At 65.4% G+C, this 13300-nt stretch carries 12 protein-coding genes and 2 pseudogenes; 5 read left to right on the top strand and 9 right to left on the bottom strand.

Translation table 11 applies throughout. From position 1 onward, the window contains the following. The first annotated feature begins 348 nt into the window (after positions 1-348). From F6X40_RS04445 to F6X40_RS04435, 3 genes are all read left to right on the top strand, one after another. The gene (locus F6X40_RS04445) at positions 349-756 is read left to right on the top strand and encodes a response regulator (protein ID WP_187626952.1); all 408 of its coding nucleotides are present in this window, start codon (positions 349-351) and stop codon (positions 754-756) included. Positions 757-772: 16 nt separating this feature from the next. Then, complete coding sequence (gene fnr, locus F6X40_RS04440; protein ID WP_187626951.1) at positions 773-1555, top strand: fumarate/nitrate reduction transcriptional regulator Fnr; 783 nt, start codon at positions 773-775, stop codon at positions 1553-1555. 122 nt (positions 1556-1677) lie between these two features. Next, on the top strand, positions 1678-2778 hold the full coding sequence (locus F6X40_RS04435) for a PAS domain S-box protein (protein ID WP_187626950.1): 1101 nt from the start codon (positions 1678-1680) through the stop codon (positions 2776-2778). Positions 2779-2811: 33 nt separating this feature from the next. On the opposite strand, the gene F6X40_RS04430 is transcribed toward F6X40_RS04435, so the two are convergent. From F6X40_RS04430 to F6X40_RS04420, 3 genes are all read right to left on the bottom strand, one after another. Continuing rightward, positions 2812-3282 (bottom strand): universal stress protein, encoded by a 471-nt coding sequence (locus tag F6X40_RS04430; RefSeq protein ID WP_184069536.1) that lies wholly within the window; start codon positions 3280-3282, stop codon positions 2812-2814. A 50-nt stretch (positions 3283-3332) separates the two neighbouring features. Then, complete coding sequence (locus F6X40_RS04425; RefSeq protein ID WP_187626949.1) at positions 3333-4334, bottom strand: universal stress protein; 1002 nt, start codon at positions 4332-4334, stop codon at positions 3333-3335. A gap of 158 nt (positions 4335-4492) precedes the next feature. After that, positions 4493-5482, bottom strand: coding sequence for a zinc-dependent alcohol dehydrogenase family protein (locus F6X40_RS04420; RefSeq protein ID WP_187626948.1), 990 nt, complete (start codon positions 5480-5482; stop codon positions 4493-4495). Between the two features lie 342 nt (positions 5483-5824). Here F6X40_RS04420 and F6X40_RS04415 point away from each other — a divergent pair, with 342 nt between their 5' ends. After that, positions 5825-6199: a DUF3564 domain-containing protein gene (locus F6X40_RS04415; protein WP_184069530.1), complete on the top strand. Its 375-nt coding sequence runs from the start codon at positions 5825-5827 to the stop codon at positions 6197-6199. Positions 6200-6242: 43 nt separating this feature from the next. Here F6X40_RS04415 and F6X40_RS42120 read toward each other — a convergent pair. From F6X40_RS42120 to F6X40_RS42115, 5 genes and pseudogenes are all read right to left on the bottom strand, one after another. Continuing rightward, positions 6243-6368: pseudogene (locus tag F6X40_RS42120) on the bottom strand (RNA polymerase subunit sigma); the annotation flags it as partial. A gap of 55 nt (positions 6369-6423) precedes the next feature. Then, positions 6424-7842: an FAD-binding oxidoreductase gene (locus F6X40_RS04410; RefSeq protein ID WP_187626947.1), complete on the bottom strand. Its 1419-nt coding sequence runs from the start codon at positions 7840-7842 to the stop codon at positions 6424-6426. Positions 7843-7988: 146 nt separating this feature from the next. Further along, positions 7989-9536 (bottom strand): UxaA family hydrolase, encoded by a 1548-nt coding sequence (locus F6X40_RS04405; RefSeq protein WP_187626946.1) that lies wholly within the window; start codon positions 9534-9536, stop codon positions 7989-7991. Between the two features lie 48 nt (positions 9537-9584). Continuing rightward, a complete protein-coding gene (locus F6X40_RS04400; protein WP_187626945.1) occupies positions 9585-10877 on the bottom strand; it encodes an MFS transporter in 1293 nt (430 codons plus the stop codon). Positions 10878-11047: 170 nt separating this feature from the next. Then, positions 11048-11203: pseudogene (locus F6X40_RS42115) on the bottom strand (mannitol dehydrogenase family protein); the annotation flags it as partial. 333 nt (positions 11204-11536) lie between these two features. Between F6X40_RS42115 and F6X40_RS04395 the strand changes: the two are divergent. Then, on the top strand, positions 11537-12247 hold the full coding sequence (locus tag F6X40_RS04395; protein WP_187626944.1) for a FadR/GntR family transcriptional regulator: 711 nt from the start codon (positions 11537-11539) through the stop codon (positions 12245-12247). 44 nt (positions 12248-12291) lie between these two features. Here the strand turns inward: F6X40_RS04395 and F6X40_RS04390 are convergent, their stop codons facing one another. Beyond that, entirely contained in the window at positions 12292-13269 is a 978-nt protein-coding gene (locus tag F6X40_RS04390) for a N(4)-(beta-N-acetylglucosaminyl)-L-asparaginase (protein WP_187626943.1), read from the bottom strand. Positions 13270-13300: the final 31 nt, after the last annotated feature.

The raw sequence follows: 13300 nt of genomic DNA, 5'->3' as shown, positions 1-13300 counted from the left end.
ACGTTATCGTCTATCGTGCCAGCACGGTCGACGATGAGCAGGAGTGGGAAATATCGATAATTTGCATCGTAGGCACGTCTTCCCCGGCAGTAACAAGCCCACTCAGATACTTACTATTCTTCGAATAATTGAAAATACATAATGGCCGGTCTATCGCACAGCTTTCCAATTCTTTAATGCCACTTCGTATTAATATATTTTCGACGCCGATATGTTCGCCCGTCACTTCTGATTGAACAGCAAAGCAGCCACACCATAGGAATATTCCTACAACATTACCCGAACTCCTAGCGCCGCTTAAATCCCCGCCGATATATTTCTGAGATGAGGTCGCCAATACTGGTCGGTATGGACACCGCCCCGCCAGCCACCTTATCGAGAGTCTTCCTCGTCGACGATGCGACCGAGGTCCGACGCCGGCTTGCTTGCCTGATCGCGCTGATTCCCGGCATCGAAATCGCCGGCGAGTCCGCCGGCGTCGAGCACACGTTCGACGACATCGTCGCGAGTCGCGCCGATGTCGCGGTGCTGGACCCGTGCTTCTCGGGCAAGACCAATCTGCTGCTGCTCGCGGCGCTGTCGCGGGTGCGGCCGTCCATCGTCAGCATCGTGTTGACCAATCATTGCGCGACGGCGTTTCGCCGAGCGTGCGAAGCGGCGGGCGCCGACTTCTTCTTCGACAAGACCTCGGAGTTCGAACTCGCCTGCCGTGCCATCGAAGCGATTGCCTATGCGCGTCGTGCGCATCCGGTCTGACCGCCAGGAGCCGATCATGCAAGTTGCCGCAGTCTGTGAACCCCGCCACGACGCGCCCCGCACTTCGCACGTCGTACCGATCCACGTCGTGCCACGCACCGCGGCCACACGCTACGCCGTGCCGCGCTGCTCCACCTGCGCGATGCGCGCGATCTGCATGCCGCCCGAGCTGACATCCGACGAACTGAGCCGACTCGACACGTTGATCTGCTCGACGCGCTCGATCAAACGCGGTGATGCGCTGTATCGCGCGGGCGACGTGTTTCAAAGCATCTACGCGATCCGCGCCGGATCGTTCAAGACCGTGGTCATGCACCGCGACGGCCGCGAGCACGTGACTGGCTTCCAGATCGCCGGCGACTCGCTCGGCCTCGACGGCATCAGCGAGGGCAAGCAGAATTGCGATGCGATCGCGCTCGAAGACAGCGTCGTGTGCATCATTCCGTTCGCGCAACTCGAAGCGATCTGTCGCGAGATGAAGCCGATGCAGCATCACATCTACCAGATGATGAGCAGCGAGATCGTGCGCGAATCGAGCCAGATGATGCTGCTCGGCACGATGAGCGCCGAACAGCGCGTCGCGACGTTTCTGCTGAATCTGTCGAAGCGCTTCAAGGCGCGCGGCTTTTCCGCGGCGGAGTTTCATTTGCGCATGACCCGCGAGGAAATCGGCTGCTTTCTGGGCATGAAGCTCGAAACGGTGAGCCGGATGTTCTCGAAGTTCCAGCGCGAGCGCCTCGTCAAGGCGAACGGCAAAACGATCCGCATCGAAGACGCGGAAGGACTGGCTCGGGTTTGAACGCCGACGCGACGCTCGCCTCACGTTCGTTCGCGGGACATGCGGGGTGGAACAAGCGCTCCCGAACTGATATAACTCGGTGCGTTGCGGTGCGCGACCTTGCGTGACCACCCGGAGGAGCGATGGGTCTGTCGAGCGGCGAGTCTTCCTGCTTCACCGGTGCGGCGTCCGTGTCGGACGTGCCAGTAGAGGATCGCTATTTCATGTTGATCGATGCGGTTCAGGACTATGCGATCTTCATGCTCGACGTGTCCGGCCGCGTGACCAGCTGGAATCCCGGCGCACAGCGCATCAAGGGCTACACGCCCGAAGAAATCATCGGCCAGCATTTCTCGAAGTTCTATACCCCGGAAGACATCGCGGCCGGCAAGCCCGCCCGCGAACTGGAAATCGCCGCAGCCGTAGGCCGCGGCGAAGACGAAGGCTGGCGCGTACGTCGCGACGGCTCGCGTTTCTGGGCCAACGTGGTCGTTTCCGCCGTGCACGACGCGTCGGGCGCGCTGCTCGGCTTCGCCAAGATCACGCGCGACCTGACCGAACGTATGCGCCTCGCGGAACTCGAACGCGCGAATCAGGTATCCACGCACGTGCAGATCGCCCGCGAAAACGAGCAAAAACGTATGGCGCGCGAACTGCACGACGATCTCGGCCAACGGCTGACCGCGCTGAAAATGAGCGTCGCGCTGCTCGAAGCGAAGCTGAAAAGCCAGGCCGACACCGAGCCGCTGGCCGCGCAGACGCACGAACTGCAAAAGCAGATCGACTGGATGGCCGCTTCGCTGCGGCGTATCGCCGCCGATCTGCGGCCCCCGCTGCTCGACGACCTCGGGCTCGCCGCCGCGCTCGACTGGCTGGCCGAAGACTTCACGAAACGCTACAACGTGCGCTCGAGCGTGCATCTCGAACCGGCCGAGCCGGTATGCGGCGAATTCGCGGCGACGGCGCTGTTTCGCATCGTTCAGGAGGCGTTGACGAACGTCGCGCGGCACGCCAAGGCCAGCCGCGTACGCATCGACATGACCTGCGCGGGCCCCATCGTATCGCTCGATATCGAGGATGACGGCGTGGGTGTCGCGCTGGATCGGTCGCAGGGAACAGATTCATTCGGTTTGCTCGGCATTCGCGAACGCGTGCGGCAGTTGCGCGGCAACGTGTCGTTCACCAGCTCGCCGGGCCATGGCTTCAGGATCTCGATCCAGATACCGGCCGACGCGCTCGCGTAATGCTCACGCGCTGTCGCGCCCCGCTGTCGCGGGTTACTCTGCAGGCGCATCCTCGGTGCTTTGCTCGCGCATGAGCAGCACCGGACAGGTCGAGAAACGCAGCACCCGCTCCGCCACGCTGCCGATCACGAGGCGCCGCACGCCGCGTCGCCCATGCGTGCCCAGCACAAGCAGATCGGCGTGGATCTGCTCGCCGTGGCGCAGCACGATCGCGGCGACGTCGTCGGACAGGCTCTCCGACTCGATCATTTCAGGGCGGCAAGGCACATCGGCGGCGGCGCAGGCCTGTTCGGCCTCCTCCAGCACCAATTGGCCGTCCTGGCGCAAGGCTTCGACGAGCGTGAGCGGGTCGTAATAGCCGGCATAGGAAAAGAGCGGCGTCTTGTCGACCACATAAACCGGATGCACGACGCCCTTCGTCAACGCGGCGAGATTCACCGCTTCTTTCAGTGCGCGTTTCGAGAAAGTACTGCCGTCTAGCGCGACGAGGATATGTTGGTACATGCCGATTCTCCACTGAAGTTGGATTTGTCAACGCGCGTGGCGGGCTCCTGCTACAGATAAAACGGCCCGCCCGGACTGCCCGGATACGGCTCCCGCCACTCGCCGTGCGGCACGTCGTCCGCCCGCAACGACGACGCGCCGCGCGGACACACGAGCACGGGACACGCCGCGTCGCGCAGCGTGCGCGACGTCACGTGCCCCGGCAACGGGTGCGGCGCGCCGCGCATGCCGTGCGAACCCATCACGATCAGGTCCGCGTGCCAGCGTTGCGCTTCGTCGAGAATCGCGCTCGACGCATCGCCGGAATCATCGTCGAACTCGAGCAACGCGGTTTCGGCCGCGCGCCGGCTTTGTTCGAGCATCGCCGCGCCGCGCCGCAAGACATCGATTCGATGCTGCGACACGACTTCGAACGGTAACCATTCGCACCACGCGAAGCGGTCGTCGGCCGCGTAGACGACCTTGATGCGCGCGTCGGGCGGCGCTACCGCGAGCGCGGTGCGCAGCGCGTCGAGCGCGGTGTCGCTGCCATCGATCGCGACCAGCACGCGGCTCACCGCCGAGGCATCGCTCGCGTCGGTCGACCTCGCCGGCATGTACAGCACCGGACGCCCGATCGACGCGACCAGTTCCTCGGGATCGATACGGCTGTCCCAGCGATGTTCACGCGGATGCGCGGCCACCGCGACCAGATCCGCGTCCCATTGCGTCGCCGTGTGGGCGAGCGCTTCGGCCGCGCCCTGATGCAGCGCGGTGAGATCGACGATCTCGGCGTCGGTCGCCGCGACGACGCCGTGCAACGCGATCACCGCGTCGCGCAGCGCGGCCTGCGCGCCGTGCAGCATCGCGCGATGCGCCTCGCACCAGTCCGGATAGCTGAGCATCAGCGTCGGATAAAGCGCGGCAGGATTGCAAACGATATCGACGAGACGAAAGCGCGCATCCGCCGCGACCAACTGCCGGGCGACGCGCGTGCCGAGCGGCAGTCCGCTGCCGCCCGCGGACGCGATCATCACGCGGTGGAAGGTGTTGCGCTCGGCAGCAGGGTTCATCGGCTCTCCGCGGATCGTCGCACCGCGAGGCGGCGCGCCGACCGCGTCGCTTCACACCTCGGCCCGTGACGGGGACGCCAGCGGTGCGCGCTTACATGATGAACGCCGACGCGGCGCGCGGCTTGATCTGTATCAAGCGCCAACGGCTCGCTAGCGGATCACGGGCGGACCGCGAGCACGGCCGCGCCGGTCAGGTTGCCGTTGCGCAGATCGTCGAGCGCGCGGTTCGCGTCGCGCAACGCGTAAGTCGTGGTCTCGATCGCGAGCTGCATCTCGGCGGCGCTGCGCATGAACTGAAGCCCATCGTCGCGGGTCAGATTCGCGACCGACACCACGCGCCGCTCGCCCCACAGAAACGCGTACGGGAACGACGGAATGTCGCTCATATGAATGCCGCCGCACACCACCACACCGCCTTTCGCGACCGCCTGCAACGCCAGCGGCACCAGTGCGCCGACCGGCGCGAACAGCAGCGCGGCGTCGAGTTCGCCGGGCGGTGCCTCGTCGCTGCCGCCGGCCCATGCCGCGCCGAGGCGCAGCGCGAGTTGCCGGGCCGCGTGGTCGCCGGGACGCGTGAACGCATAGACGGTGCGCTGCTGGTGACGCGCCACCTGCGCGACGAGATGCGCGGCCGCGCCGAAACCGTAGATGCCGATCCGTTCGGCGTCGCCCGCCATGCTCAATGTGCGATAGCCGATCAGACCCGCGCACAGCAGCGGCGCGGCCTCGATATCGCCGTAGTGCGGCGGCAGATGAAAGCAGTAGCGGCTGTCGGCGACGGTGCGCTCGGCGTAGCCGCCGTCGATCGTGTAGCCGGTGAAGCCAGCGTCGTCGCAGAGATTTTCGCGGGCGGACAGACAGTAGCGGCAGTGGCCGCAGGTGCGCCCGACCCACGGCACGCCGACCCGCTCGCCCACCGTGAAACCGCTGACGCCCGCGCCCAATTCGGCCACCACGCCGACGATTTCGTGGCCGGGAATCACCGGCCGCTTTGGATGCTCGAGCTCGCGGTCGACCAGATGCAGGTCCGTGCGGCACACGCCGCACGCATGAACGTCGATCAGGATCTCGCCGGCACCGGGCCGCGGATCAGGCACTTCCCGCTCGGTCAGCGTCGCCGAGCTGCCGTCGAACACCATCGCTCGCATCGGGTTCTCCTTCAGACTTCGGCGGCAACAAGCTGCCGTCATGGCAGACAGCGAGGCGCGCGCCGTTCTCATCAGCGTAGGCGCGCCATTGTGTCGCGCGATCGGCCCGCGCCGTAGACCGTTTGATCGAAGTCAATGAGGGCGGTTTCGCCGCCCGTACACTGATCTTATTCCTGATACGGGAGTACGTGCCGTGATTGCGCGAATCCGAAACTGTCTGCTCGTGTGCTCGGCGTCCGCGCTGACGGCCGGCGTTGCCTCGATGCGCACGCAGCGGGCCCGCTGCCGACGCGCGATGGCGCCGGCAATGCGAATCAGTTGTATACATTGCGGAGACATGTCATGCGTTTGACTGTTCATCTCGACACGTTCGATCGTGTCAACCCGATGGCCTTCGCCATTCTCTGGCTCGACAAGGACACGCGGCAATGGTCGCGCGAAGGTCATTTCGGGCTCGAGTTGCCCGAATGGGGCGCGTTGCATATGGATTGCGGCAATACGCTCGTGTGCGCGCCGCATAGCTCCGCGCCGGTCTGCGCGCTCGAGGGGCTCGATCTGAATCAGCTCGACGGGCCGTTCGAAGGCGAGGTCGGCCGCGTGCAGTGGTGCGCCGAGCACGGCCGCATCCTGGTGAGCGGGCACTGGCGCGTGCAATGCATCGACGTCGAACGGACGGCACCGGAAAACGGCGTATTCGCAACCGGCGAAGACGCCTGAATCGGCACAGCTCCGGCGTACCGCGTCGCCGATGCCATGACGCGCTGCCGGATATTTCCGTGAGTACGCTCGCAACGATGCGATCGCACTGCGCCCCGCCGAATTCGAACGCGTCGCGCTCGGCGAGATCGAGTGCCTGAGCAAGCGACTCGCGCAACATGCTGCGCGCGTTCCCGAGCGGCTGAAAGCGCCGTGGCTGCGCACGCAGATTCGCGCCGCGCACACTACATCGCGATCACCTTGCCAGGGTTCAGGATATTGTGCGGATCGAGCGCGAGCTTGATCGCCTTCATCGCGGCGAGTTCGGCCGGCGAGCGTGACAGGCCGAGCACGCCCAGCTTCTCCTCGCCGATCCCATGCTCGGCCGATACCGAGCCGCCCATTTCCCCCGTCAGTTCATAGACGACGCGCTTGACGTCGTCGATGGCCTCGTCGGTCCAGCCAGGTTCTTGCACCACTACGTGCAGATTGCCGTCGCCGAGATGCCCATAGACGAGGATCGTCGCTTGCGGCCAGCGCGCGCGCAACCGCTCGTCGCAACGCTGCGCCGCGTCGCCCGCCTGCGCGACCGCGAAGCTGATGTCGAACGAGATGCGTCCCGGGATCAGGCGCGGATATTCGGCTGGCGCGTCGCGAATCGCCCAGAACGCCGCGGCGTCCGCGTCCGATTGCGCGATTGCGGCGTCGGCGATCACGCCGGCGTCCAACATGTCGGCGAGGAATTCCTCGACAGCCGCCGACTGCCGTTCAGGGTCCGCGCCGCAAGTCTCGAGCAATACGTAGTAGGCGTGATCGCTCGCGAGCGGCACGCGCAGTTCGGGCAGGCGTTGCCGCACGAAGTCGCAATAGCTCGGCCACATGACCTCGAACGCGGACACGCCGGCCGGCAGCCGCTCCTGCGCGCGGCCGAGCAGCGTGGTCACCGCCGCGTAGTCCGGCATGCCGCACCATGCGGTCGAGATCGCGCGCGGCTTGGCCCGCAGGCGCAGCACCGCGCGCGTGATGACCGCGAGCGTGCCCTCGCTGCCCGTCAGCAGGTTGCGCAGGTCGTAGCCGGTATTGTTCTTGATCATCTTGCGCTCGCCGCCGATTACGCTGCCGTCGGCGAGCACCGCTTCGACGTCGAGCACCTGGTCGCGCATCATCCCGTAGCGGATCACGCGATTGCCGCCCGCATTGGTCGCGATGTTGCCGCCGATCGTGCAACTGCCGCGCGCGCCGAGGTCGAGCGCGAACATGAAGCCTGCGTGATCGGCCGCTTCCTGCACGACCTGCAGCGGTGTGCCCGCGAACACGGTCATCGTCGCGCTGACCGGATCGATGTCGATGACGCCGTTCATCCGCTCGACGCTCAGCGCGACCTCCCCGCCAAGCACGCAGGCGCCGCCCGCGTGCCCGGTCATGCCGCCTTGCGTGACGACCGGCTGCCGGAATTGATGGCAGATCCTGAGCGCGGTGGCGACCTCTTCGGTCGTGCGCGGGCGGATCAGCGCGATCGGATCGGTCGATGGCGTGCCGCTCCAGTCAGCGAACTGCCGCCCGCCAAATTCGGCCGGCAGGCTCACGATGTCCGCACCGAGCGCCGCGCGCAGCGCGGCGACGGCTTCGTTACCGCGGGTCGCAAAGATCGGTTCGTGCTGCATCTGGTATCTCCAGTTCGTCAGACGGGCAGAGCCACTGCGCGCGCTTCACCTCGCGGCCTGAAGCCTGAATAAAGGCGGCGTTCCAATTGCATCCTCCAGTGCGTGATCCATTCGGCTGTTCGGCTGTGTCGCTGCAATGCACCCGCTCAGGTCACCACGCCGACCTGCCACGGCACGAACTCGCTTTGCCCATAGCCGTGCAGCTCGCTCTTCGTGCGCGTGCCGGACGCGCAGTCGAGCATCATGCGAAAGATCGCTTCGCCGAGTTCGTCGATGCTCGCGGTGCCGTCGATCACACCGCCGCAATTGATATCGATGTCGTCCTGCTGACGCTCCCACAACGCGGTGTTGGTCGCCAGCTTCAACGACGGCGACGGCGCGCAGCCATAGGCGGAGCCGCGCCCGGTCGTGAAGCAGATCAGGTTCGCGCCCGAGGCGACCTGTCCCGTCGCCGACACCGGATCGTAGCCGGGCGAATCCATGAACACGAAGCCCTTCGCGGCGATCGGCTGCGCGTATTCGTAGACGTCGACCAGATTCGTCGTGCCGCCCTTCGCGACCGCGCCGAGCGATTTTTCGAGGATCGTCGTCAGGCCGCCCGCCTTGTTGCCCGCCGATGGGTTGTTGTCCATCGCGCCGCCATTGCGCGCGCAATAGTCCTGCCACCATGCGATGCGCGCGAGCAGCTTGTCGCCGACCGCGGCGCTCACCGCACGCCGCGTCAGCAGATGCTCGGCGCCGTAGATTTCCGGCGTCTCCGACAGGATCGCGGTGCCGCCGTGCCGCACGAGCCGATCGACCGCGGCGCCGAGCGCCGGATTCGCGGAGATGCCAGAGTAGCCGTCCGAACCGCCGCACTGCAGACCGACGCATAGATGCGAAGCCGGCACCGGCACGCGCTGCACGCGGTTCGCGTCGGCGAGCATCTCGCGCACCATCGCGATACCGAGTTCGATCGTCTTGCGCGTACCGCCGCTGTCCTGGATCGTGAAGCTGCGCAGCTTCGACGTGCTGGCGTCGAGACCGCCCGCGGCGAGCACGCCGTCGATCTGATTCGTCTCGCAGCCTAGCCCGACGAACAGCACCGACGCGAAGTTCGGATGCACCGCGTAACCGGCCAGCGTGCGACGCAGGATCACAATGCCCTCGCCTTGCATGTCGATGCCGCAGCCGAGCCCGTGCGTCAAGGCGATCACGCCGTCGACGTTCGGATAGTCGGCGAGCGCGTCGGGACGCACGTCGCGCCGGAAATGATCGGCAATAGCGCGCGCGACCGTCGCCGAGCAGTTCACACTGGTCAGAATGCCGATGTAATTGCGCGTCGCGATGCGGCCGTCGTCGCGGCGAATGCCCATGAACCGCGCGGGTTCGTCGACGTAGACGGTCGGCTGCGCATCGACGCCGAACGCGTGCTCGCGCGCGAACTCCGACATGCCGAGATTGTGCGTGTGAACATGCTGGCCGCGCGCGATCGCCTCACGCGCGACGCCGATGATCTGGTTGTAGCGCTTGACCGGCTCGCCTTGCGCGATGTCGCGCGTCGCGATCTTGTGCCCCGGTGGAATCAGTCCGGCGACGACCAGTTGTTCCGCCTCGATGCGCGTGCCCGGCAACAACTGCCGGGTCGCGATGATGACGTCGTCGCCGGGGTGCAGGCGGATGATCGCGGACGCGACGCTAGCTTGAGTCGACATGAAAAGCCTCGAAAACAGGGTTATCCGTATGCGTTGACACAGAATACGTCAGATCGTGGAGCGCGCGCCCTTCGGCAGATCGCGGCTTTCCGATTCCAGCGACAGCGGCTCGATGCGTCCCACGATGAAAAGATAGCTGAACGCGCCGAGAAAGCAGAAGCCGCCCGCGACGACGAGCGGGATCGTGAACGAGCCCTTCGTCATTGCGACCATCACGCCGGTGAACGTCGTGATCACAATTCCCGCCAGATTCGACGCAAAGTTCTGGATGCCGCCGATCGACGCGACATGGCGCGGTGTCGGCGCGACATCGCAGGGCAGCGACCAGATGCTCGCCGCGGCGAACGCGAGGCTGCCATAGGCGATACCGAAGAACGCGAGCATCAGATACGTGTTCTCCGTGAACGCCGACAGCGTGATCACCGACGACACCAGCATGCCACCGACCATGCAGGTCTTGCGCGCAGCCGTCAGGCTCCAGCCGCGCCGGAACAGCGCGTCGGACACATAGCCGCCGAGCCAGCCGCCCGGAATCGCGATCAGCGCCGGAATCATGCCGAGCGTGCCGAGCGATTTCAGCGAGAAGCCGCGCGTCTGCACGAGATAGCTCGGAAACCACGTAATGAAGAAGTAGATCACGAAGTTCAGGCAGAAGAAGCCGAGCATCATGCCCCACAGCGTGCGATGGCGAAACAGCGATGCCCACGTCACGTTGTCCTGGCCGCCGCCTATCGCTCGAGCCGCCGGCGCAGCGTTGCGCGCGCTCTCCATCGCGTCCTGCACGGGATTCCGATAGATCACGAACCAGCCGACGATCCACACCGCGCCGAGCAAACCGGTGAGGACAAAAGCAGCCTTCCAGCCGAGCGTGCCGATGATCAGCGCGACCACGGGAATCGACAGCGCGGAGCCGACCCGCGAGCCGCTATCGAAGATGCTCGTCGCGATCGCGCGCTCCTTTGGCGCGAACCATTGGCTGACGAGCTTCGTGCAGGACGGATACGCGCCCGCCTCGCCGACGCCGAGCAACAGGCGGCAGCCGAACATGCCCGCGACGCTGGTCGTGACCGCGGTGGCCGCGGTAAACACCGACCACCACCCGACCGCGAGCGGCAACGCGATGCGCGCGCCGACACGATCGACGAACCAGCCGAACGGCATCTGCATCAACGCGTAGGTCCAGAAGAATCCGCTCAGGATGAAGCCCATCTCGGCGGGGCCGATGCCGAGCGCCTTTTCGATTTGCGGCGCGGCGACCGCGAGATTCGCACGATCGATGTAGTTCACCGCGATCGCGAGAAAGCACAGAAAAATCACTACCCAACGCATCTTCTTCTTCATGAAACCGTCTCCTCCTGGGCTGGCATCTACTCTATTTGGATGAACCATGCGGCCTCGTGGCCGCCGGTGTGCTGCCGGGGTGTGCTGCCGGGGTGTGCTGCCGGGGTGTGCTGCCGGGGTGTGCTGCCGGGGTCTGCTACAGATCTACTGCGGATTTGCGGCTCGCGTCGTTAGCCGTCGTGCGTGCACGCGGCAAGCGCCGCGCTTAGACGCGGTTGCTCGACACGCACGCCAAGCTCGCGCGCGAGTTCGATCACCGGCTTGAAACGCCGCTCTTTCTTTTGCTCGTGATTGCGCGCGATGTCGGCGAGCCGATGATCGAGGAACCGCCGGCATCGCGCGTTCGACGAGCGCGAGTTGGCCGGGTTGTTCGCAAATGACAGTCTTCATCGTCATGGAGAAATTGATCGGGTATCGGGATGCGGAGCGACCAGCAGGGCTGCACGGCTGGCGTCTCCGTGGCGTCAATCCGGCCTTACCAATTTGCAAAAATAACGGCGCGTGCGATACTGGTCAAGCCAATTTACACGGAGTTGGGGAAATCCCGAACACTGTCAGCGCGCCCCCGAGGGCGCGCGGTTTGCGTGCCGGGCGCTTCGATCTACAATCGGCGCTCGCCTTATCGGGCTTGCACAAGCTACATCGCCGGGAATCGTTTCGTGACCGCCAAACCTGCCGACACTCGCCGTCTCTATCTTCAGATCGCCGAAAAATTGCGCGATCTGATCGCTCAGCCGGACTTCGCGCCGAACGGCCGCCTGCCGCCCGAGCGCGCGCTGGCGGAGACGCTCGGCGTGTCGCGGCCGTCGGTGCGTGAGGCGCTGGTCGCGCTGGAACTGGAAGGGCTCGTCGAGATTCGCATGGGCTCGGGCGTCTACCTGTGCGCGACGCCGTCCGCGCAGAATGATGCGTCGCTGTCGCAGGCCGAACTCGGCGATAGCCTGCTCGACATCCTCGGCGCGCGCTGCCTGATCGAAGGCTCGATCGTCGCGAGCGTCGCACCGTTCTGCAAACCGAAAGATCTGAAGATGCTGCGCGCCATCTACAACGAGATGGAGCGCGAAGTAAAGGCCGGCAGAATTCCGGTCGCGGCCGATCGCGCGTTCCATCTCGCGATCGCGCAAATGTCCTGCAATGAGGTGCTGGTGCGCACCGTCAGCTCGCTATTCGATGCGCGGCATAGTCCGCTGTCGGAAAAGCTGCGCGGCCACTTCGAGAACGAGACGACGTGGGGCGCCGTGCCCGAAGAACATCTCGTGATTCTGGAAGCGCTGGAGGCGCATGATGCGATTCAGGCGCAGGCGGCGATGCAGCGTCACTTGAAGCTGTCGTTGGAGCGGGTGATTGCGGGGGGGCAGAAGACGTCTTAGGTGCCGCTGCGGGAATACCGCTGATTCACCACTACGCGTCGCCCTCAAACGTCGGTATAAACCTGCATCGCAATCCGCTTGCTCTGCGGCTCACCCTCTGAGATCTGGATCAGCTCGCAAGCACGGCTCTCCGGCTGCGCCATGACTGGCGTCCACACCCAGTAGTGATTGCCCGGCAAGCCATTGACCGCCACCACGCGGTGATTGCCCGCGGCATCGATCGCATGGATCGTCACGCGGCTGATCAAGCCGCCCTTGAGCGCGCGCATATCGTCGACCGCTTCGCTGACCGCGCGCTCGACGCTCATGCCCATTTTCATGTAGAGCACCACCGCGCGCGCCGTGCCGGCGCGGATCGTCATCTCGCCCGCGCCCGTGCATGCGCAGGCGCCGTAACGGCTATCGGCATAGGAGCCCGCGCCGATCACGGGGCTGTCGCCGAGACGGCCCGGATATTTCCAGCCCCATCCCGATGTACTCGTGCCGCTCACGACATTGCGGGCGCTGTCCATTGCGAGAAACACGGTCGTGTCCTTGCCGATCTCCGGATCGACCGCGTCGTGGCAATAGCGTTCGAGCGGCACGTTCGGCCACGCGGCCCTGTCGGTCGCGCTGACTTCGCCGTCGAACCAGCGCGCGTACGCTTTGCGCGAATGTTCGGCGAGCAGCTCGCAGCGCTCGGCACCCGTTTCGGCCGCATAGCGCGCGGCGCCCTCGCCGATCAGCAGCTCGTGCGGCAGCCGCTCCATCACGGCACGCGCGACGCTGACCGGATGCCTGAAGCCCTTCAGGCCGCCGACCGCGCCGGTCCGCAGCGTCGAGCCATCCATCACCGACGCATCGAGCTCGACTTCGCCGAGCAGATTCGGCCAGCCGCCACGCCCGACCGTGCGCACCTCTTCGTCATCTTCGACGAGGCGGATGCCTGCCTCGACCGCGTCGAGCCCGGCACCGCCATTGCGCAGTAGTTCCGCGGTCAAGCCGATGCCGGATTTACCTTCGTTGTTGGTCAGAATAATCATGTGTTTGGGTCTTGCAGGCAGAAATGTGCGG

It is taken from the genome of Paraburkholderia sp. UCT31 (assembly GCF_014397655.1).
In the GTDB taxonomy this organism is placed as follows: domain Bacteria; phylum Pseudomonadota; class Gammaproteobacteria; order Burkholderiales; family Burkholderiaceae; genus Paraburkholderia; species Paraburkholderia tuberum.
This window is presented reverse-complemented; position numbering and strand designations above follow the sequence as displayed.

Coding starts and splice junctions, on each gene's coding strand:
- F6X40_RS04445 (WP_187626952.1), top strand. CDS start 349: ATGGACACCGCCCCGCCAGCCACCTTATCGAGAGTCTTCCTCGTCGAC.
- fnr (WP_187626951.1), top strand. CDS start 773: ATGCAAGTTGCCGCAGTCTGTGAACCCCGCCACGACGCGCCCCGCACT.
- F6X40_RS04435 (WP_187626950.1), top strand. CDS start 1,678: ATGGGTCTGTCGAGCGGCGAGTCTTCCTGCTTCACCGGTGCGGCGTCC.
- F6X40_RS04430 (WP_184069536.1), bottom strand. CDS start 3,282: ATGTACCAACATATCCTCGTCGCGCTAGACGGCAGTACTTTCTCGAAA.
- F6X40_RS04425 (WP_187626949.1), bottom strand. CDS start 4,334: ATGAACCCTGCTGCCGAGCGCAACACCTTCCACCGCGTGATGATCGCG.
- F6X40_RS04420 (WP_187626948.1), bottom strand. CDS start 5,482: ATGCGAGCGATGGTGTTCGACGGCAGCTCGGCGACGCTGACCGAGCGG.
- F6X40_RS04415 (WP_184069530.1), top strand. CDS start 5,825: ATGCGTTTGACTGTTCATCTCGACACGTTCGATCGTGTCAACCCGATG.
- F6X40_RS04410 (WP_187626947.1), bottom strand. CDS start 7,842: ATGCAGCACGAACCGATCTTTGCGACCCGCGGTAACGAAGCCGTCGCC.
- F6X40_RS04405 (WP_187626946.1), bottom strand. CDS start 9,536: ATGTCGACTCAAGCTAGCGTCGCGTCCGCGATCATCCGCCTGCACCCC.
- F6X40_RS04400 (WP_187626945.1), bottom strand. CDS start 10,877: ATGAAGAAGAAGATGCGTTGGGTAGTGATTTTTCTGTGCTTTCTCGCG.
- F6X40_RS04390 (WP_187626943.1), bottom strand. CDS start 13,269: ATGATTATTCTGACCAACAACGAAGGTAAATCCGGCATCGGCTTGACC.